The organism is Acinetobacter yuyunsongii (genome assembly GCF_041021915.1).
Taxonomy (GTDB): domain Bacteria; phylum Pseudomonadota; class Gammaproteobacteria; order Pseudomonadales; family Moraxellaceae; genus Acinetobacter.
Window position 1 is genome coordinate 1,202,692 of the sequence record NZ_CP157435.1, and the last position, 21,710, is coordinate 1,224,401.

Consider the following 21,710-nt stretch of genomic DNA (forward strand, 5'->3'; position numbering starts at 1 on the left):
GAAAAATTATGAAAGCACAATCAGCAAAAAATAATCATTATTTAGTAGCTATACCATTTGGATATTCTATTTCTGATGTTACTTTACGGAAGAGCTCACAATGGAGTGTTTTGGACCTTATTGTTATTAGAAGAATTGCACGTGAAAGAGTAACTTTAGACGATCTTGTGGCTGAATCAAATTTAAATAGGCAACTGCTTATACAGATCATTTTGCCATTTATTAAACTTGATTGGATTACATTGGTTCAAGATGAAAATAAAATTTATTTGCAGATTACTGCCTATGGACTAAGAGTGGCTGATATGAAATCTTTACCACAATCACCAAAAAAAATTAATACTAAGAGAGAGTTTATTGTTAATTTTACAAATGGTGATCACATCGGTCTGCTGAATAATAATATTAATTTATATAGTTATACTCAAGTTAAAGAGTTTGAAAGAACTTATGATAATTTTATTTTCTTAGATGATATTAGTAATAATCATTTTAAAATTATCGATGTAAATAAAGCTGAAAAATGTATAATAAAAGATGATGAAGAGATTGTTACTTATATACCACCAGTTAATTTGTTTTTAACGACTAGCGATTATAAATACGTTGTATTTAATATTAATGTTGTGAAAGGTGTTGTCCATAGTTCATTTAAGACTAAGTTTGATAATGAGCAATCTGAAAATAGCAAAGGAATTTTTTCTGCTACATCGTTAAAGCAGATATCAAATCATATCGCTGAGAGGTTACATGCTAAAAGTAAGGCTTCAGTTCGGAAAGTAAATTCTAGTTATACACCATTAGATCTGGAACCAAGCTATGAATTCAATATCTTACGTGAAAATATTGAGTTGATTCTTGGATCTACGAAACATTTAGAAAACTTTAAGTCAGCTTTTAATGATTCAAAAAGCTATGTGATAATTCATTCGACTTTCATTGGTAAATGGAATTTTAATTTCACAATAGACTCAATTATTTCTGCATTAAAGAGGGGCGTAATTGTTTATTTATTGTGGGGTAAAGATCAAATGATTGAAGATGACAGTAATTTTGATGCGATAAAAGAATATTTTGAGAAAATAGAGAATGACTATTATGGCTTATTCTATTTACATAAAATTCAAACAGGATCTCATGCAAAATTTATTATTTTTGATACACAAGAGTCAGATTGCATCTCGATTATTGGCTCATGTAATTGGTTCTATACTAATTTTGATAGATATGAAGGCTCAGTTTTAATTAAAGATAATGATTTCGCAAAAAAGTTATTAAATCTAGCAGCTAGTATTGCGACGGGTCGCAGTTATTTGTCAAATGAGTTAACAAAAAAATTATCGAGATTAAGTAATCAAATTCCTCCATCTAAATCTCTTGAGGGACATGAAGATGATCAAATTGCTAAAGTTAATCTACTTTTAAAGTATGACCACTATAAAGTGCTGAATTTAGCTCAGCGAGCAAAAGAAAGAATATATATTCTTAGTGACAAAATTTCTTTTAATATTAATAGGGCTGTATGGGCAGGATTAAAGCATTCAAAAGCACAAAAAATTAAAGCTTGGTATACATCTGATTCAGAGCAACTTACACATGATCAAATTCAAAGATTTAGTCAGACTTTGAAAAATGAAGTTAACGAAAAAATTAATTTGAAACACGATACAAGTAGGAAACGAAATCATAGTAAAATTTTAGCTTGGGACAAAAATCACATTGTCATTACTAGCTTAAATTGGCTTTCTGCGAACTCGTTATCCACGCAAGCAAATGACTTTGACAATAATCATGAGATAGGTGTATATATCAATCATCCTAAAATTGAACAAGAGTTTGTTCAGCATTTTAATGGTTCCTAATTAATTAGGAATATGATATTTGTATCACCGTGTGTCTCATTATTTTTTTATTTAAAATTAATGTAAATCATATGGTTATAATTTAGTATGGTAGAGGATATCCTGCCAAGATTTAAAGACTTATAAGTAGAAATACTTACAAGTCTTTTATAATGAGTATTTCCTACAATTCAAATTTGGCAATTCGTCAAATTAATTTCCATAATATTCAATGATTTCTAATACACATTCGCTTCCTAAAAGGTTCAAAGAAATCTAAATGATATTGTCCCTCTAAATTGAGCTTACTGCCAATGGTCAATAACATAATGTCACGCCCGCCATGCTTTGAATTCCAGAAGGCACAGAGCTTATTTATGGCTGGAGCCCATAAGTTGACAAAAACAACTAAACATGCGAAAAGACATTTTTGGTTAAACGATGTTTGCACATGCCACGGATTGTTACTGTCCCACTCAGCTTAGAACAGCGTGCACAACTAATTCTCTTGACCAAGCATGCAGCACATTAGCGTGAAAGACAACGTGCCCAAACCATTCTCTGGCTTTCCGAAGGTAAAACTGTTGCCGAAGTTGCTGCGTTACAAGAGCGTATCCCAGAAACCATAAGGCTACAACGCCGACATTGGGAGCTACATCAGTTTGAATCGATTCAAGAAGGTCATCGCTCAGGCCGTCCCAATACACTGACCTCAAACTATCAGGCTCAAATCTTAGAGTGGGTCAACACAAGCCCACTCAATGCAGAACAAATCCGAGTCAAACTGCATGAAAAACACGGTGTGTCCGTGTCTGTTGAAACTCTTCGCAAGTTTTTGCGAGATTCAGGCATGGTCTTCAAACGCACCCGCCACAGCTTGAAAAAAAAGAGACCCGACCGCATTTGGACAAGCGCAACAGCAGATTGAAGCATTACGTGAGCAAGCGGCACGTGGTGAAATTGTATTGGGCTATGTCGACGAAACAGGATTTTCGGCTACGCCAGATAACCGTTATGCATGGACAAAGATAGGCGATGTTCATGCGGTTGATGCTGTAAGACTAAAGCGAGTTAATGTGATGGGTTGTCTGCTGTCAACGGGTCATCTGATCACCAGTTGCCTACAGGAATCCGTTAACAGTCGCTGGTTTTATGCCTATTTGATGGGTGTAGCAGCACAGGTGAAACGCAGCTATCAAGTTCCTTTGGTGTTGATTGTTGACAATGCCTCGATTCATTGCAGCAAACAGATGGTAGATTGGCGCAAGCTTCTTGTACAAGAGTATTCAACGACTTTGTATTTTCTACCTGCGTATAGTCCTGAGCTGAATAGAATTGAGATGGTTTGGAAGCAGATGAAGTATAACTGGCGGGATTTTAAGGTGATGAAGGCAGATCAAATAGAGCGTTGGGTTGGGCAGATTTCAAAGGGTTTTGGTAATGAATACATGTTTACTTTTTAGTTGATACTTATGCGGGGTAAAAAGTTCGTCTACGAAGAAACCTATAAAAACCTTATTCAAAGATGGAGAGCTAGAAATGTTTAATAAAGCTAAAACTTATCAGCAATGGGAATTTAGGTCTGGTTGTGAATAGGGCTACTATCAATTTACTAGTAAAATTTCGTCATTTATTGGAATGAAATTCTTGAGAATGAGTATAGCTTTATAAAAGACTTTGACACAAAACTTGGCACAAATAATAAAATCTAAAAGATTCTATTGAAGTGTAATTAATTGATAAATAATGAACTAAACTTTAATAGAATCTATTGAAAAGTATTTTAGTGAGTTCGAATCTCACCGCTTCCGCCAAATATTTAAAAAAGCCCTTGTTTTTACAAGGGCTTTTTTCTTACCTCTGGTTTTACCCCTAAACCTACCCCACATCCAATATTGGATTGAATTACATGGGATAAAACTTGTAAGGAGCAATTGAGAATTAGCTAATCGTCAGTTTGAAATGCTAACAATATACAAGCCTATACTTCGAACAACTTAACTGACTCTTTCAAAGTAGAATAGATGTGAATGACGGTTTGATCTGCCTAAATTCAGTAGTAATTATTCAAAAGATAGGGTACACATTTAAAAAAATACTGTCAGTTGTCTGAGGTTATAATGATTGTTTTCTATAGAAGACAATTCTAAACAATTAAGATGTTATTCATTTACCGTTGAATAATTTAAACTGAATCTTTTTAGTGTCTACTAACTTAATTTGGAAAATAGTTTACCCATCAGAAAATATAGAAGTTGTTATGGAGAATATTTTAGGTAATGAATGGATTAAACTTAATCACAGATCAAGATCGAATCAATGCTGTTTTATGTATTTAGGCTTGTATAAATAATAATTTTTTAGAACATCATTGGTTTTAATGGGAAGTATTATTATGAGAATTTGCACTTTTTGATTTTATGCAGCCAAAGACCTACTCTTTATCGCTAGTAATTTGACAGAGAAGAAAGCTAGCATTAGTGACAATTTTCGCCACATCGCTTCCAGTCTTGTTGTTTATTTCAAAAATATGACTTAAATATTTAATAACTAAAAATAAATATTAAAAAATGGTTGAATAATAAGCAATTATCTATAATGATAACTAATATCCATTTGATCATTCATTCTAGGAGGTAGATCATGATTGATGTGCAATATTCCGAAAATGTCTCGATACATCAGTTATCTGATGATGCATTCTTGTTAAGAGTCAATGATGCAAAGGTTTATCAATATTTGCTCAAGCAATGTGGTAAGGAATTCGGTTGGGAACGTTCGATACAAAAATCTCAAAGTTTTTTTAACGGTGATATTGAATACCAAATTAACCTTTCTGATATTCCATTGGAAAATTTTGGACGAGATTTCTTTATGTTGGAACCAGAACTACTCGATAACATTGCGAAAAGTTAATACATAGCTTGATTATATGCTGTGTATAGTGAGTTATATATTTCAGTTTTTCGCCACGTCATCCCCTTGACGTGGTCTTTTTATATAAAACTATTTTATCGAAAATAAAATCAATTTTATAATTTTGATACTGAATATCGTCGCCAATGGCGCAAACTTCATATCAAATACGAGTAGTTCAGCTCACAACAAACAATGTGAGTTATTCACAGGTGCTTGGTGATTTGCTTGATCAAATTCCGTTGGATGAACGAATTGATTTAGTCTATACAGATGGTGCTTATGATACAAAGCACTGCCGGCAAGTCATTTTAGATCGAGATGCACATGCAGTCATTCCCCCTAGGAAGAATGCAAAGCTTTGGAAAGATAAGAAATTGATATATTTCGAGAGGAATGAATTATTAAAAACAGTCAAAAGGCTAGGTAGGTCAATTTGGAAAAAATGGTTGGGTTATCATCATCGAAGTTTAGTGGAAACCAAAATGCATTGCATCAAATTATTAGGTGATAAATTCACAGCAAGGAGTTTTCCTAGTCAGGTAAATGAGATTCATGCACATGTAGCAGTTTTGAATAAATTCACAAAATTAGGTCGACCTCATATCCAAGTTATCACTTGAATTTAGCTCAATTAGGGTAGCATTCTCTTTCAAACTTTTGGCAACAAAGCCTCGCTGCACTAGTAAACCAGATAAACTTGCAATAACGACTTTCGCAAGAGGTCTTATCTTGATGCGGTTGTGTAATGTTTGGTAGCGAATTTAAAAAAAATCAATCCAATCTGTAGAATAAAAATTCACGCTTTTTTCACCTATTTCCATCTAAGTTTAAACATGAAGTAATTCAAATAAATCATCTTTCTCAGTTCAAGTTGAAGGCAAAGGAGTAATTATGACTCTCGTATTGATATTGCTTAGCTTGTTGATTCAGTTTTTTGTGTTGTGGGCTGCATTTTATTTCGAACTCAATCGAACAATTGGTAGTATTGTGGCTATCGCTACTGCGATTCTATGCGCGATTTTTATTACACCTTGGAGTTTAGTGGTTGGTATTCCCATCATTTTAATGAGTATTATTTTACTTGTTGCACCATTACGTGAAGCGTTAATTGCTAAACCTGCATTTAATATTCTTTCCAAAGCAATGCCTAGCATGAGTATTACAGAAAGAGAGGCTTTGGAAGCAGGTACAAGTTGGTGGGAAAAAGAATTATTTATGGGAGTGCCTGATTGGGAAAAGTTCGATCAATATCCATATCCAAAACTTTCTGTAGAAGAACAATCTTTTATAGACAATGAAGTTCAACAACTTTGCTCCATGCTTGATGAATGGAAAATTCACCACAAAAATAAAAATTTACCTCCTGAAGTTTGGCAGTTTATTAAAGATAAAGGTTTTTTAGGACTCATCATTCCAAAATCATTTGGGGGAAAACAATTTTCAGCATTTGCTCAAAGCCGCATTATGAGCAAGATAGCATCACGTTCATTGACTGCGGCAGTGAGTTGTATGGTGCCCAACTCGCTTGGTCCCGGTGAACTATTGCTACATTACGGTACAACTGCACAGAAGCAACGTTATTTACCCGGCTTAGCAAATGGTACAGAAATTCCTTGCTTTGGCTTAACCAGTCCAGAAGCTGGTTCTGATGCGGGAGCGATTCCAGATACAGGTATAGTCTGTTATGGGTCTTATCAAGGACAAGAAGTTCTTGGTCTGAAAATGAATTTTTCTAAACGATGGATTACGCTTGCACCGATTGCAACGGTAATTGGTTTGGCGTTTAAGTTGTACGATCCAGATGGTCTATTGGGTGATAAAAGTAAAAGCGAATATGGCATTACCTGTGCATTAATACCTGCAAGTCATGAAGGCATAAAAATAGGTGCACGCCATAATCCTGGTGCGCCATTTATGAATGGAACGGTGGAAGGAACAGACATTTTCATTCCAATCGACTGGATTATTGGCGGTCAACAAAATGCAGGGAAAGGTTGGCGCATGTTGATGGAATGCCTTGGGGTTGGTCGTGGTATTTCTTTACCTGCATTGGCGACTGCTGCGGGTGAGATGAGTTACCTTTTAGTGGGTGCATTTGCTAGTGTTCGACAACAGTTTAAAGTGTCAGTTGGGCATTTTGAAGGTGTGCAAGAGGCAACTAGTGATATTGCCAGTGATGCCTATATGCTTGAGTCATTTAGATATATGGTGACTTGTGGCTTGAATCAGGGTGGGACTCCAGCCGTCATGACAGCTATGGCAAAATACTATGCGACTGAAACCATGAGAAAAGTGATTAATCATGGTATGGATGTCGTTGGTGGACGTGCGATTCAGCTAGGACCACGTAATTTTATGGCTTTAACTTATCAATCCATACCTGTTGCAATTACGGTAGAAGGGGCAAATATTCTTACGCGTTCTTTGATGATTTTCGGTCAAGGTTCCATGAGATGCCATCCGTATTTATTTGAAGAACTGCAATTATTGCAATCAGACAATAAAGAGAGTGCTCTAAAAAAATTCAATACTCTGTTATTTAAACATCTTGCTTATACTTTTAATCGTGCTGCAAAAGCGCTTGCATTTGGTCTCACAGGGGGGAGTAAAGAGGGCTCTTCATCGGCTGATGATTTCTCAAAACCATATTATGCAATGATCAATCGTATGAGTGCTGATTTTGCTTTGACGGCAGACATGGCATTGGGAATATTGGCTGGAGATTTAAAACGTAAGGAAATGCTTTCAGGTCGTTTAGCAGATATTCATGCCCATTTATTTATTGCAACAGCGATTCTTAATTATTATGAGCATGGACAAAGAACTGAGTCGGATCAAAAACATGCAGAATTAGCATTAAATAAGGCTCTCTATAATGCTCAGGAAGCATTCTTTGGATTGTATGAAAATTTCCCTGTGAAAATTGCTGCGACATTGGTGAAATTAATCAGTTTCCCATTTGGTCGACCAGTCACAAAACCATCGGATGAACTTAAACAACAAGTTGCTCAATTACTAGTTAAAGAAAATTCTTTTAGAGCGGAATTGAAAAAACATGTTTATTACACAACCGATGAAACAGATGTGATGGGGCGCATGGAATCAACCTTCCAAATGTTGCTAACATTGCAGCCGCTTTGGGATAAGTTTAAAAAAGCTGAATCGAAAGATCAGTTTAAGGGACTGACTTTTGAGGAACATATTACAGATGCAGTTGCAGTGGGTTTTATTACTGCAAATGAAGCGGAACAGCTTTTAAAATATAATGCTAAACGCTACGACAGTATGCTGACTGATATATTTGATCAGCATTTAGAAAATGACCTGTCTCTTGGGAACCCTCATTTGAAAAGTTAGATAAGGTGGTCAATAAAAAAGCGAGATATCCAAGTCTCGCTTTTTTATTTTTTATAAATTAAATTTTTTACGATAGCGCCAAAGTGTGGTTCGACTCATACCCAGTGCTTTTGCTGCGAGTGAAAGATCATTTTGGTATTGAATTAATGTTTTCCGTATTGTTTCTTTATTGATTTTATCCGAGATCAGTAATGGTTCATCTTCAATGATTGAGTTTGAAGGTGAAATATGTTGTTTATCAATAATTTCATCGGGTAAATCGCAAACATCTATTTCAGACTTCTCGTTTGCCATGGTCAGTGCGTAAAGGAGCGTATTTTTTAATTCACGGACATTTCCGGGCCAATCATATTGCATTAAGGTTTGTAATGCTGAATTAGATAATTTAGTCGATGTACCAAAAACATTGTGTTGTTCAGATAAAATATAATCTGCAATATATAGAATATCTTGCTTACGATCACGCAGTGGTGGAACAAAAATTGGAATAACACGCAGTCGATATAATAAATCTTGACGGAAGCGTCCAAGGCGAGCTTCTTCTCGTAACGCTCGATGAGTAGCGGTGATAATACGGACATTCGCTCTAATCGATTTTTCTCCACCTAAAGGTGTAAATTCACCAGTCTCAAGAACTCTTAATAATTTTGCTTGAAGTTCTAATGGAATTTCAGCGATTTCATCTAAAAAAAGTGTTCCGCCTGCAGCACGTTCAAATACGCCTTTATGTTCTCGAATCGCCCCTGTAAAAGCCCCCTTAACATGACCAAATAATTCGCTTTCCAGAATATTGGCATTTAAAGCTGCACAGTTAATGGCAATAAATACGTTATTTTTCCGCTGACTATGATCATGAATAGCCTGCGCAACCAGTTCTTTTCCACTACCAGATTCACCGCGAACTAGAACTGGGAATTCTGTAACTGCAACACGTTGAATAATGGAAAACATGCGTTGCATTTCTGGCGAATGGCTATGAAAAGTCTGCTCTAAAGTTGGGATGTTTTGATCTTGTTTTATTTTCTGTATGACTTGAGTGGATTGTAATAAATATAAGGTTCCCTCAAAGTGCTGATCGATAATTCTAATAGGATGACGATGGCAAAACAGCTCGATGGATTGAGCCGCATCACTCATCATATGTCGTCCGATTTCAAGCTCATGATGTTGTATTGTTTTTTTTAAAGTTTGAAATAACGAATTATTGATTTTTTTATCGTTCAATTCATACACAAAACGCTGCTTAGATTGATCTAAGATAAGAAAGGAGCTATCTAACATGAGGGTTTGCAATTTAAACAAAAAGCTCTCTAAATCAGCTTGAGTATCAAAATCAATCGCTTGGTGCATGGTGTTTCATCGAATGTTTTTCATTTGAAACAATTGAAACATATTGTGCAACATTAATGAAATGGTGATTTTGTTTAAAATTAAATATTATTAATTAATATATTGTTTTATTTGAATATAATTTATATTGCATAAAGTTGGCACTTAGTTTGCAAAATAAAAATATAACCAAGCATATCGAGACAAATTGAAATGATATTTCATCAATTTTTTGAAAAAGAAAGTTCAACTTATACTTATTTGGTTGCATCTGAACAAACACGTGAAGCGGTACTGATTGATCCAGTTGCTACTGAAATAGAAAGTTATGAACAAATGTTGAATCAGTTGAATCTCAAGTTAGTTTACAGCTTAGATACGCATGTTCATGCAGATCACGTTACGGCTGCAAATTTACTCAGAGCACGTTTTGGCTGTAAAACAGTTTTACATCGTAATTCGGGTGTAGATTGCGGCGATATTTTTATCACTGACCGCAGTGCGATCCGTATTGGTGAATGCTTAATAGAAGCACGTTATACCCCTGGACATACGAATGCCTGCACAAGCTATGTCATTGACAATATGGTGTTTACAGGCGATGCATTACTGATAGATGGTTGTGGTCGTACTGATTTCCAAGAAGGCAATGCTGAAACCTTATACGACAGTATCCACCAACAGATATTCACTTTACCCGACGACACGATCGTTTACCCGGGGCATGATTATAAAGGTCGTTTGTCTTCAACTGTAAGGCGTGAACGCGAATCGAACTCTCGTTTAGGTCATGGGTGTAACAAACAAGATTTTGTAGAAATTATGAAAAATCTTGATCTTCCTTATCCTAAAAAGATTGATATAGCCCTGCCTGCCAATAAAGCGTGTGGGAAATAAGGGGAAAATTGTGAGTGACTTAAAACAAGTTAACCCTGAATTTTGGGTATCTGCGCAGATCAATCAATCTGATTTGGTTGAAATTGCAGCCAAGGGAATCAAAACGATTATTTGTAATCGTCCTGATGGTGAAGGTGTTGACCAGCCAAATATCATTGAAATCCAAGAAGCTGCAATACGACGTGGGATTCAATTGGAATATTTACCTGTTGTAAGTGGGCGGGTGACAGATGAACAAGCAATTGAATTTAAGTCACTTTATCAAAAATCCCAAAAACCTGTACTAGCATTTTGCCGTTCTGGAACTCGATCAATCACGTTATGGGCACTATCTCAAGTGGCTGAACTTACCATTGATCAGATGTTGTTGCAGTCAAAACTTTAGTTTATTCAGCTTAAATAAATCAAATACTTAGTCCTGATTCAGAGCTGAGTTAGGGCAGTATTTTCTCCAGAAATGGGTTCAGCCTTGTACGAGGACATTGCATATCATGTGGTTATTAGTCTTAGAAGGTCTTGCGATCGGATGTTTACTTGGATTGACAGGCGCAGGTGGCGGTATTTTGGCTGTACCAGCATTGATGGCGAGTCAAGGATGGACGGTGTCTCAAGCTGCACCAGTAGGTTTGTTGGCAGTAACACTTTCTGCATTTGTTGGCATGGTTCAAGGCTTATTCAAGAAAATCGTACGTTATCGTGCCGCGATATGGATCGCTTTAATCAGTTTTCCATCAGCACGTTACGGGATTCATCTTGCGAGTATTATTTCTCCAGTTTGGTTAAGCCTTGGTTTTAGTATCGTGATGATGATTGTGGCTTATCGTATTTTCTTCAATAAGGTGAATGATTTTGAAGATCCGCCGTGTAAGGTGAATCAATCAACAGGGCAACTGATTTGGAATGTTAAAACTGCTTCAGTGTTGGGTATTATCGGTGTGATTGCAGGTCTATTAACTGGATTATTAGGAGTTGGTGGCGGTTTCGTGATTGTGCCAGCTTTGCGTAAAGTCACTGATCTAGATATGCGTAGTATCGTTGCAACGTCACTGATGATCATTTTCTTAATTGGTGGTGTAAGTATTTCAATACACATCATAGATGGCTTTCAGTATCCAATCGTTGTAACTGTTAGCTTTGTTGTGGCTTGTATTATCGGCATGTTAATGGGCAGAAGATTAATCAGCCTGATTGATATCAAAACGGTACAAAAGGTATTTGCTGTAGTGGTAATTTGTGTTGCGATTTATTTGGTGATTTCAAGCGTATCGAAAATCTTGCCCATGATTTCACTTTAATTATATTGTTATCTATTTGACTTTTAGTTTCTAAAACTGAGCCTAGACTCAAACGATGAGGTTTTGAGTTTAGGTTAAAAGATACATAAATTTATGTTTCCTATGTAATTTTGTATTATGATGCTAAGAGTTCACTAGCATGCCTAAAAGGATGCTTCACATAAACTTCATATGATTTCTATTAATATCATAAATATAAAAAGAGATTGGGTCAGGAAGAATCAATGTTTAAATTTTTTCTGCGATGGATGGATAGTTGGTCACTGACTGATACTTTAGACAAACAGCATATTCCTTTTCAAGAAAGCTCAAAAGATACCAAGATTCAGTGGTTTAGAATTTTACCATTCATTTTGCTGCATATCGCTTGTCTTGCAGTTTTTTGGGTGGGTGTGTCTTGGTTTGCTATCGCATTCATGCTGTTTTTTTATTTTATTCGTATGTTTGCGATCACTGCTTTTTTTCATCGTTATCTTTCGCATAAAACCTTTCAAACTTCGCGTCCAATACAATTCTTTTTTGTGTTGATCGGAACCATGAGTGCACAGCGAGGGCCTTTATGGTGGGCAGCTCATCATCGTTATCATCATCGTTTTACTGACACAGATCACGATCCGCATTCATCTACACATGGATTTTGGTACAGTCATATTGGATGGTTTTTAAATGAACAGAATTTTTCTACACGAAAAGAAGTCATTAAAGACTGGCTAAAGTTTCCTGAAATTGTTTGGTTAGACCGTTTTAGTTTACCTGTGGTCTTGTTCACTGCTTTTGCAATTTATGGTTTAGGTGAGTGGTTGAGTATTGCTTATCCGAGTTTAGGTACTTCAGGCTTACAGCTATTGGTATGGGGATTTGTGATTTCAACTGTTTTGCTGATTCATGCGACTTTATGTATCAATTCACTTGCGCATTTGTATGGCAGTCGAGACTTCGAGACGAAGGATAACAGCCGAAATAATTTATTTTTATCGATTATTACATTGGGTGAGGGCTGGCATAACAACCATCATTATTATGCTGGGAGTACTCGGCAAGGTTTCTTCTGGTGGCAAATCGACATTACTTATTACATTTTAAAAATGATGTCTTTTTTCGGTTTGATTTGGGGAATTAAACCTGTACCACAACGTATTTATGACACCCATAAAAGTCATCAATTAAATCTCAAAATAAACACGAGTAAAATTCAAAGCGAGGAGTCTTGATGAAGATTGCAATCGTAGGCTCTGGTATTTCAGGTATATACGCTGCGTGGAAATTATCAAAACAGCATCAAGTCACTATCTTTGAGAAAGAACAGTATTTCGGTGGACATACGGATACACATGATCTTTGGATTGAACGTAAAAACGTTGCTGTAGATAGCGGTTTTATTGTATTCAATGATTATAATTATCCTCTATTTAGCGCCATGCTGGCTGAATTAGGTGTAGAAGCACAGAATAGTGACATGAGCTTTTCAGTCAATAATCAAGTGACAGGGCTTCAATATAATCCATCAAAAAAATGGTCACTATTAACTCGACCTCAGAATTTTTTAAATAAGAAATTTCGGACCATGCTGTCCGACTTGATTCGTTTTTATAAAGACAACAAAGATATTCAGTTAGATCAGTGCAACGCTGAACTGAGTATCGAAGACTATCTGAATCAAAATGACTATTCAGAGGTATTTCGCCAAGAACATTTATATCCAATGTGTGGTGCATTGTGGTCAAGCCCAGTGGATCAAGTTGGAAATATTCCCTATAAATTTGTCGTAAGCTTTTTTCAACATCATCGTATGTTGCAATTGGAAGACCGCCCTCAATGGCAGACGGTCAAAGGTGGTTCAGCTTCTTATATACGAGCGATTCAAAAAGCTTGTCCATCAATTATTTGGAAAAAAGCGCAAGTTCAACAAGCGATTCGTGAAAATGATTTAGTTCATATTGTCACCAATCAAGAACAAGAAACTTTTGATTGGGTTGTGTTTGCGAGTCATGCTGATGATACGTTAAAGCTGATTGAAAATCCTTCGGCAGATGAGCGAGAAGTATTAGGTTGTTTTGATTATCAAGATAACTTTATGGTGGTACATTCTGATACTTCGATTATGCCGAAGCGTCAATCCCAATGGGCAAGTTGGCATGTGCATGTCACTGCTCAAGAGAAACATCAAAAAAATAGCAAAGCTCATCAAGTACATTATGGATTTACTTACTGGATGAACAGTTTGCAGAAGCTACCGTGTAAGACTCAGATCTTTTCTACACTCAATCCGAATATGCCGATCGCAAAAGATAAGATTTATGTCGAACGTCGTTATCGACATCCTGTTTTTGATAAAAAAGCAATTGAATCACAAGCGCGTTGGGATTTGATCGATGGTCAAAACCGCAGTTCATTCTGTGGGGCATATTGGGGTTGGGGCTTTCATGAAGATGGGGCGAGAAGTGCTCAACGTGTAGTCGATCAACTATTAAAATTGAACGGCTAAATTTGGAGGTGATCACATGTTTGAAGATTCACTGTCCATAGCCAAAGCTCAGATTAGACATCGGCGCTTTTATCCTAAAGCACACGATTTTGAGTCTAGTTTGAGCTATTTATGTTTTGATCCAGATCGTATCGATCAAAACCTAGATCGTTCATGGCTTGGTTCAACTTCGCGTTGGAATATCTTAAATCTTTATGAAAATGATTTTCTAAGAGGCTATACAGGTTCGATCAGAGAACGAATTAAGAAAATCCTTTTGCAGCAAGTGGACACGATTTTATCGACACAATCAGAAATTCGTGTGCTCGCATTGCCAAGAACTTTAGGATTTAGTTTTAATTCAGTCATCTTTTATTTTGTATTCAATCCACAAAAACAACCTGTTTTCATATTGAGCGAAATCACCAATACCCCTTGGAATGAACGTAAAGTTTATGTGCATGACTGTCGTCAAAAATTAAAAGAGCACAGTCATTTCGAAAGTTATGAGTTCGAATTTGAAAAGAGCTTTCATGTCTCTCCATTTATGCCAATGGATATTCAGTACAAATGGCGATTTAACTTTTCAGATGAACAAAATGTGATTCATATGCAGCTTTATCAATCAGATAAATTTATCTTTGATGCAACGATGCGTTTCACTTTAACCAGCATCACAGTTCCTTCACAACTGAATCGTTATGCTATTTATCATATCTTTGAACCTTTCAAGATGTTAGCTTCGATCTACCTTCAAGCTTCTCATCTATGGCGAAAGAAAGTTCCATTTTATCGGCACCCAAAAAAAGATAAGGATTTAAAACAACATGATGAAAACGCTTATTTTCGGTGAACAGGATTCACTGCCTTTGGTTCTTCGAAGCTTGCTCAAACTTCGTCATGGACAAATTCATTTTCGTGGAGAATGGAATGGTACCGTGGGTGAGGTTTCTGATTTAGAAGCGACGATAGAGGTTCATAATAAAGAATTGATTGATCTGATTTTTAAAAACGGTGTACTTGGTGCAGCTGAAGGTTATATTCGCGGCTATTGGAGCAGTGAACACCTCGTTGAAGTCATTCAAATTTTGGCGAGAAACCGTCATGTGCTTGATAAGATTAATCAGAATGTGATTTCTCAAGCCAGCCAACTTGTATTAAAAGCTTGGTACAAAACACGTAAAAATTCATTGTCAGGAAGTCGAAAAAATATTGCAGAGCATTACGACCTGAGCAATGACTTTTTCAAACTCTTTCTTGATTCTTCAATGATGTATTCCAGTGCGGTGTATAAGCACAAAGATATGACTTTAGAAGAAGCATCGGATTATAAAAAAGAACTGATTTGTCAGAAGTTACAGCTCAAACCGATGGATCACTTGGTTGAGATTGGGAGCGGGTGGGGCGGTTTTGCGATTTACGCTGCTCAGCATTATGGCTGTAAAGTGACTACGATTACGATTTCTCAAGCACAATATGATGAAGCAACCAAACGTATCGCAGATGCGGGCCTTAGTCATCGTGTCGATGTTCAACTCAAAGATTACCGATTGTTAGAAGGCAAGTTCGACAAGTTGGTTTCGATCGAAATGATCGAAGCTGTAGGTGAGCAATATTTATCGACTTATTTCAATAAATGCCGATCTTTATTAAAACCGAACGGTTTGGGATTGATTCAAGCTATTACGATTGAAGATGCACGTTATAAAAAAGCTTTGAATACCGTGGATTATATTAAACGCTATATTTTCCCAGGTAGTTTTATTCCGTGTATCAGCGTTTTAACTCAAGCTGCATCTGAACAACAGTTACGTTTAAAACACCTTGAAGATATTGGCTTGAGCTATGCAGAAACGATTCATCAATGGCGTGAGCGTTTCTTAAATGCCAAAGAACACGTTTTGGCTTTAGGATTTGATGAAAACTTTATTCGGATGTGGGATTTCTATCTTTGCTATTGCGAAGGTGGCTTTAAAGAAGGGGTGATCAGCGATGTACACCTGTTATTTGAAGCAAGTCCTTATTAATTCCTCATTATTATAAGCATCAAGGAGGCAGTTATGATATGGCAATTGTTTTTACTTGATGCCGCAGTCATGACGCTTTGTTGGTTGTGGGCAACAGTGAACCATCGTGCTGGTATCGTAGATGTCGCATGGAGTTTTTGTATTGTTCTCAATATTGTCATTACAGCATTGTTTGTTGAAATCGCTCCGTTAAATGTCAGATGGTTTCTCGGCATATTCAGTGCCATATGGTTCTTGCGTCTAACTTTACATCTATTCCGTCGTTATCTAGCTGAGCATGAAGAAGATCGTAGATATGCCAACATGCGCAGAGCAATGGGCAAATATCAACATTTTGGTTTCTTTCTATTTTTCATGTTTCAGGCTGGATTAGCCATTTTATTTAGTATTCCGATGTGGAGTTTGCTCAATGTGCCAAGTATGTCTTGGAGCATGGATACCAATGATTATCTGATTATTGCAGGTTTAATTATGTTTGTTGCATTCGTTGGCGAGACGGTTGCAGATCAACAATTATATCGGTTCAAGCAGAATATCAATAATCATGGCAAAACAATGGATCAAGGTTTGTGGAAGTATTCAAGGCATCCAAACTACTTCTTTGAATGGCTACATTGGTTTGCTTATCCCATCATAGGATTAGCGGCAGGATTATTAAGCTTGTGGATTTATCCAATTTTGATGTGGTTATTCTTGTATTACATCACGGGTATTCCATTCAGTGAGCAACAAGCATTAAAAAATCGAGGTCAAAATTATCTCGATTATCAAAAACGAACTTCAATGTTTATTCCGTGGAAACCCAAACAGTAGGTACTGCACATGGACTTTATTATTCAAAAATCATTAAAACTCGTTGAAAGCGGTTTAGTTCCAGATCAGGCGATTCGTGCAGCAATCCGTGCATTGAGTAAAAAGCGTTTGATTCAAGAAGGGCGCTATGATCCTGAGCAAGGTGCACAGCGTTATATGGACGTGCTCAATATGTTGAAGCACAGTGAGATTGCGATTGAGACAGACAAAGCCAACGAGCAGCATTATGAATTACCTACAGCATTCTTTCAGGCAGTTCTAGGAAAACGTTTGAAATATAGTGCATGTTTCTTTCCCCATGATCGAACAAATTTGGATGAAGCTGAAGAGTTTGCGCTACAGATATATAGTGATCGCGCTCAATTACATGATGGTCAACAAATTTTAGAGTTAGGCTGTGGGTGGGGATCATTTACGTTATGGATGGCAGAGCGTTATCCAAATGCAAAAATTACTGGAGTGTCTAATTCAGCTACTCAACGCCAACATATTCTTGCAGAAGCTCAAAAGCGTGGTCTAAACAACGTAGAAATCTTAACCTGTGATGTTAATGTGCTTGAGTTAAAAGCGAATACTTTTGATCGTGTTGTTTCGGTTGAAATGTTTGAACATGTTCGAAACTATCAAAAGCTTTTTGAGAAAATTCAGTCTTGGCTCAAAGCAGATGGGATGTTGTGGTGTCATATTTTTTGTCATCGTTTCTTACATTATCCATTTGAAATTAAAAGTGAATATGATTGGATGTCACGTTACTTTTTTACGGGTGGTCTGATGCCATCAACGTCTACATTCTTACATTTCCAAGATCATTTAGAGCTATCTAAACATTGGCAATGGTCGGGTACTCATTACGAGAAAACAGCGAATGCTTGGTTAGAAAATATGGATCGCAATGTCGAACAATTAAAACCACTTTTTGAACAAGTTTACGCTCAAGATGCAGAAGCATGGTGGCAACGTTGGCGTATTTTCTTTATGGCTTGTGCAGAATTATTTGGGTTTGAGCAAGGGCAAGAGTGGGTTGTCGGTCACTTCCTGTTTAAAAAGAAAGTCGTATAATTAAAGATAGCTCTGTAAGTAGATCAGCCAATGTTTAGATCGAAACAAAATGACGGAAATAATCATCCACTCGGTGAGATGTTTAATCGCTATTATTGGTTGCAGATCGGGCTGATCGCACTTTCAATTATTATTGGTATTGCTTGTAGTGCATGGGTGATTAAAGGTTCATTACTCAAAACTGCGCTTGAACAAGAAATGGAACATTATTGGATACGTGTTGATCGTAATCCAAATGCCGATCTTCCAGACACTAAAAATTTATATGGCTATCGTTGGTCATCAAACAAGCCTCCGCAACCACTTCGTGATTTGACTTTACAGCAAGGTGTGCATCGTATTTTTGTAGATGGCAAAGATCGTATGACTGTTTATGGCGAGCGCAATGGTCAGCATGTGTTGTTGGTGTTCGGTGAAAGTAACGTCAATAAAATTGTTTGGATGTTTGGTCTTGCGCCATTAATGTTTAGTTTGATTGTGCTCTATAGCATTTTATGGTGGTCAAATCGCCGTGCGAAACGTTATTTCTCACCGATTACCCGTCTTGCAAATGCGCTAGAACTAATAGACTGGGTTCATCAAAGTAAAGAGGCTTCTCCATTTCAAGATATTAGTACCAATGGCAACATGGAAGCAGAATATCTAAAACAGGCATTAGAAAAGTACCATGAAGTATTGAGTGAGTTTATTCATCGTGAACGCGAGTTTACGGGGGATGTTAGTCACGAATTACGTACCCCTTTGACGATTTTGAAAGGTAATGTCCAAATCTGCCAAGCAAGATATGGTAATGATAAATCATTGAACCGTATAGCAAATACCATTGAGGACATGCAATTACTCGTAGATACTTTACTTGCAATTGCACGTAACACGACCAATACCCTAAATGCTGAGCAAACCCGATTATCTGCCATTATTACTGATCTAGTTCATGATTTAGATATGGTGAGCCAAAGTAAAGGGATAGAGATCTTGGTGCAGTATGATGATTCAGAATCAACACGTTTATTATATTCATCAATGACAAAAATGGTGTTTAGCAATATTTTGCGTAATGCGCTAAATTATTCTCAAGGCTCAAGTATTCATATTATTCAACAGAAAAATAGCATCATCATTGCCGATAACGGCATTGGAATTAGCCTACCAGATGAATTAAAAGTCCGAGAGTTAAGTCGTAGTCAGCTAAAACTCAATCCTAAAGGACATGGCATAGGTCTACAGTTAGTAGAAAAACTATGTATGCAACTAGGCTGGAGAGTCGAGTTGTTCGATCGTCAATATTATTTAAATACACATACTGACCTTGAACTGCCGAATACAACAGGATTAATTGTTGTGGTATATATGAATTAAAGCACTTAATCCTCAAGTGCGATTTTTAAACCAACACCTGAAATCGTATGAATGAGTTTTTGTTGAAAAGGTTTATCCACCATTTTACGTAAATTATAAATATGGCTACGTAAAGCATCGCTTTCAGGCTCTTCATCACCCCAAAGCTCAATAATAATTTCTTGTTTGGTTATTACTCTTGGTGAGTTTCTCATTAAAATTTTAAGTAATTTAAATTGAATCCGTGGTAATTCAATGTGTTGCCCTGCACGAATAATGGTTTGTGTGGAGCTATCTAAAATTAAGTCATGAATTTGAATTTTATTTTTGGAAACTTCGCCTAATGAACGTTTAATTAGGGCACGAATACGCATGACTAATTCATTGAAATCAAAAGGTTTAACTAGATAATCATCTGTGCCTGCAACAAAACCTTTCAATTTATCATCTAAGGTGTCACGAGCGGTAAGCATAAGCACGGGAATATCCATACCTTGTTCTGTTCTTAACCATTCACATAAATCGTAACCAGAGCCATCAGGTAAATTTATGTCTAATAAAAGCAGATGATATGCCTGTGTTTTAAGAAAATTACGTGCAGCATCCAAGTTACGCGCATGATCAATTACAAAACCATGTTCCTCTAAAAACTCACATACAGTTGCCGCAAGTTCATAGTGGTCTTCAACCATCAGGATAAATTGGTTGCTCATAATAATATCCACTATGGATTAAGTAATTGTTGTTTTAATTTAGCATTAAAAGGTGAATTTCCAAACCAAATTTTAAAATACTGATTTGCTTTTTGATCTGTAATCGCACCGAGAGTCTTTTGATTTAAAGATAATGTAAGTGTATTGCTATTTTGATTGTAGCTGAGGCTATAGAGATCACCTTTTTTTACAGGGTGATATAATTCTGTGATGTTATTCAGTGGTGAGTTATCTGAGAAGTCCGCAATATTTTTCTTAAGGAAATGAGTTGCCGCGCGTTTAAACGCCCATTCAGGAATGTTTTGACGATAAGAAAAGTCTAGGCGTATGTTTTGGTTTTCCCAGTTTTTTTTACAATCCTCTGCAAAGTATGTCACTGAACCAACAACTTTTCCCGTAACAATTAGTGGAGCATTCTGACAAGTTTGAACACTTGCATGCACTACATGAGTACCTACTATTAAGTTAATGGCACAAAATGAAAATATTTTTTTCGTTAAATTAAAATTCATTTTTAGCTCCATTGTACAAAGAAATACTCAGTTCAAAGCTTATTTAATAAGATATATTTTTAATAGGCATAAAAATTCAGATTTTTTTCAATACGTTCAATTTCGTAACGTGCATATGCAGGATTTGTTAGAGTATGATCTAAAATTGCATATAAAAATAGGTTTTGATTACTTTCAAGGGGAGTAATCATATGATATTGATTGTGTAAACTGATAAATATACCTTCAAGATAATCCATTGGATCAAACTGATGTGTCAGCTTTATTTGCATGTTATATATATTGGTAACTTCAAGTATAGCACTATCTATATTTATATGATGATCTCCTATAGATTTTAATATAGTACCATCATAATTATCTATCACAGCAAGGAAGATTAAACCATCAATGTGACTGAATTGATTTAATAAGAAATTATCGTTCATATATATCACCCTTGAATTATTACAAATTTATGATGGATGAATTTTAAACTATTTTTTGAAAGGTAAAACTAGAGAGTAACCCTTTCCAATATATGGTAATGAACGATATAAGCCATTGGCAGGATCCCAATAATCTTGTTGAAAAACTATTTGGCTAGAGGAGTTGATTTTGATTTCGCTTATGCCATACGATGCCATAGTTTTACTGCGACCAAAGATTTTAAAATCATAAGCCATATACCAATGTATATAGGCTGAATCTTTTTGATAAGTGGCACTAATAAGTTTGACATTGACGTTACTCACATGCTCATTCATACCTGAAAAATGTTTTACCAAATCTTGTTTGTTCGAAAACTGGGATAAGGTGTCATTAATGTATAGGTCATTAGCATAAAGTTGGCTTGCATTTTTAATAAAACTTGGTGTTCCAAGTGTATTGAATGCTGAAGTAAACCGCTTACCGATTTCAGTCGCTTGTTCTTGCGTCAAAGCAATGCCTGATATTTCTTTACTTGCTTTGCTATAGTCAGATGAATAGCTTGGTATACTTTTACACGAAGCTAAAGAGAATAAGGCTAATGTTGAAACCGCTAAAGTTCGTATAAATGCCATGCTCGTAAACTCATTTCATTTTATAAATAGTTTAGAGCGCGTTATGTGAATCTGATGTGAACTGATTATTAAACCTAATACGTTATTCATAGCCTAAGAAAAT

At 36.2% G+C, this 21,710-nt stretch carries 18 protein-coding genes and 3 pseudogenes; 16 read left to right on the forward strand and 5 right to left on the reverse strand.

Annotated elements, in window-relative coordinates:
- The first annotated feature begins 8 nt into the window (after positions 1 to 8).
- From ABLB98_RS05760 to ABLB98_RS05785, 6 genes and pseudogenes are all read left to right on the forward strand, one after another.
- Entirely contained in the window at positions 9 to 1,862 is a 1,854-nt protein-coding gene (locus ABLB98_RS05760; protein ID WP_086222951.1) for a phospholipase D-like domain-containing protein, read from the forward strand.
- Positions 1,863 to 2,292: 430 nt separating this feature from the next.
- Positions 2,293 to 2,769, forward strand: a pseudogene (locus tag ABLB98_RS05765) (transposase).
- Entirely contained in the window at positions 2,765 to 3,304 is a 540-nt protein-coding gene (locus ABLB98_RS05770; RefSeq protein WP_112987680.1) for an IS630 family transposase, read from the forward strand. Before ABLB98_RS05765 ends, ABLB98_RS05770 begins: the two are co-directional and overlap by 5 nt.
- Before the next feature lie 1,180 nt (positions 3,305 to 4,484).
- A complete protein-coding gene (locus ABLB98_RS05775) occupies positions 4,485 to 4,757 on the forward strand; it encodes a hypothetical protein (protein ID WP_004662783.1) in 273 nt (90 codons plus the stop codon).
- 132 nt (positions 4,758 to 4,889) lie between these two features.
- Positions 4,890 to 5,380, forward strand: a pseudogene (locus ABLB98_RS05780) (IS5 family transposase); the annotation flags it as partial.
- Between the two features lie 271 nt (positions 5,381 to 5,651).
- On the forward strand, positions 5,652 to 8,117 hold the full coding sequence (locus tag ABLB98_RS05785) for an acyl-CoA dehydrogenase (RefSeq protein WP_348883546.1): 2,466 nt from the start codon (positions 5,652 to 5,654) through the stop codon (positions 8,115 to 8,117).
- Between the two features lie 51 nt (positions 8,118 to 8,168).
- On the opposite strand, the gene ABLB98_RS05790 is transcribed toward ABLB98_RS05785, so the two are convergent.
- Entirely contained in the window at positions 8,169 to 9,467 is a 1,299-nt protein-coding gene (locus ABLB98_RS05790; protein WP_348883545.1) for a sigma-54 dependent transcriptional regulator, read from the reverse strand.
- A 192-nt stretch (positions 9,468 to 9,659) separates the two neighbouring features.
- Here ABLB98_RS05790 and ABLB98_RS05795 point away from each other — a divergent pair, with 192 nt between their 5' ends.
- The 10 genes and pseudogenes from ABLB98_RS05795 (at position 9,660) to ABLB98_RS05840 (ending at position 19,360) form a co-directional block, all read left to right on the forward strand.
- Positions 9,660 to 10,343 carry an MBL fold metallo-hydrolase gene (locus ABLB98_RS05795; RefSeq protein WP_348883543.1) on the forward strand — a complete coding sequence of 228 codons (684 nt, stop codon included), beginning with the start codon at positions 9,660 to 9,662 and terminating at the stop codon, positions 10,341 to 10,343.
- Positions 10,344 to 10,353: 10 nt separating this feature from the next.
- A pseudogene (locus tag ABLB98_RS05800) lies at positions 10,354 to 10,725 on the forward strand (TIGR01244 family sulfur transferase); the annotation flags it as partial.
- 109 nt (positions 10,726 to 10,834) lie between these two features.
- Positions 10,835 to 11,638 (forward strand): sulfite exporter TauE/SafE family protein, encoded by an 804-nt coding sequence (locus ABLB98_RS05805; RefSeq protein ID WP_348883541.1) that lies wholly within the window; start codon positions 10,835 to 10,837, stop codon positions 11,636 to 11,638.
- 224 nt (positions 11,639 to 11,862) lie between these two features.
- Positions 11,863 to 12,849: an acyl-CoA desaturase gene (locus ABLB98_RS05810; protein ID WP_087547546.1), complete on the forward strand. Its 987-nt coding sequence runs from the start codon at positions 11,863 to 11,865 to the stop codon at positions 12,847 to 12,849.
- Complete coding sequence (locus ABLB98_RS05815) at positions 12,849 to 14,123, forward strand: NAD(P)-binding protein (RefSeq protein ID WP_348883540.1); 1,275 nt, start codon at positions 12,849 to 12,851, stop codon at positions 14,121 to 14,123. Before ABLB98_RS05810 ends, ABLB98_RS05815 begins: the two co-directional genes overlap by 1 nt.
- 16 nt (positions 14,124 to 14,139) lie before the next feature.
- The gene (locus ABLB98_RS05820; protein WP_348883539.1) at positions 14,140 to 14,955 is read left to right on the forward strand and encodes a DUF1365 domain-containing protein; all 816 of its coding nucleotides are present in this window, start codon (positions 14,140 to 14,142) and stop codon (positions 14,953 to 14,955) included.
- Entirely contained in the window at positions 14,930 to 16,129 is a 1,200-nt protein-coding gene (locus ABLB98_RS05825) for a cyclopropane-fatty-acyl-phospholipid synthase family protein (RefSeq protein ID WP_348883538.1), read from the forward strand. Before ABLB98_RS05820 ends, ABLB98_RS05825 begins: the two co-directional genes overlap by 26 nt.
- Before the next feature lie 33 nt (positions 16,130 to 16,162).
- On the forward strand, positions 16,163 to 16,942 hold the full coding sequence (locus ABLB98_RS05830; RefSeq protein ID WP_348883537.1) for a DUF1295 domain-containing protein: 780 nt from the start codon (positions 16,163 to 16,165) through the stop codon (positions 16,940 to 16,942).
- 9 nt (positions 16,943 to 16,951) lie between these two features.
- Positions 16,952 to 18,001: a cyclopropane-fatty-acyl-phospholipid synthase family protein gene (locus ABLB98_RS05835; RefSeq protein ID WP_256414797.1), complete on the forward strand. Its 1,050-nt coding sequence runs from the start codon at positions 16,952 to 16,954 to the stop codon at positions 17,999 to 18,001.
- Positions 18,002 to 18,031: 30 nt separating this feature from the next.
- The gene (locus ABLB98_RS05840; protein ID WP_005159486.1) at positions 18,032 to 19,360 is read left to right on the forward strand and encodes a HAMP domain-containing sensor histidine kinase; all 1,329 of its coding nucleotides are present in this window, start codon (positions 18,032 to 18,034) and stop codon (positions 19,358 to 19,360) included.
- Between the two features lie 5 nt (positions 19,361 to 19,365).
- Here ABLB98_RS05840 and ABLB98_RS05845 read toward each other — a convergent pair whose 3' ends face one another.
- Genes ABLB98_RS05845 through ABLB98_RS05860 form a run of 4 tightly spaced genes read right to left on the reverse strand, consistent with a single transcriptional unit; the run spans position 19,366 to position 21,607 of the window.
- Positions 19,366 to 20,052 carry a response regulator transcription factor gene (locus ABLB98_RS05845; protein WP_005159494.1) on the reverse strand — a complete coding sequence of 229 codons (687 nt, stop codon included), beginning with the start codon at positions 20,050 to 20,052 and terminating at the stop codon, positions 19,366 to 19,368.
- 11 nt (positions 20,053 to 20,063) lie between these two features.
- Positions 20,064 to 20,564 carry a chalcone isomerase family protein gene (locus ABLB98_RS05850; RefSeq protein ID WP_348883536.1) on the reverse strand — a complete coding sequence of 167 codons (501 nt, stop codon included), beginning with the start codon at positions 20,562 to 20,564 and terminating at the stop codon, positions 20,064 to 20,066.
- Positions 20,565 to 20,623: 59 nt separating this feature from the next.
- On the reverse strand, positions 20,624 to 20,992 hold the full coding sequence (locus ABLB98_RS05855) for a hypothetical protein (RefSeq protein WP_087545873.1): 369 nt from the start codon (positions 20,990 to 20,992) through the stop codon (positions 20,624 to 20,626).
- Between the two features lie 48 nt (positions 20,993 to 21,040).
- On the reverse strand, positions 21,041 to 21,607 hold the full coding sequence (locus ABLB98_RS05860) for a nuclear transport factor 2 family protein (protein WP_348883535.1): 567 nt from the start codon (positions 21,605 to 21,607) through the stop codon (positions 21,041 to 21,043).
- Between the last annotated feature and the right edge of the window lie 103 nt (positions 21,608 to 21,710).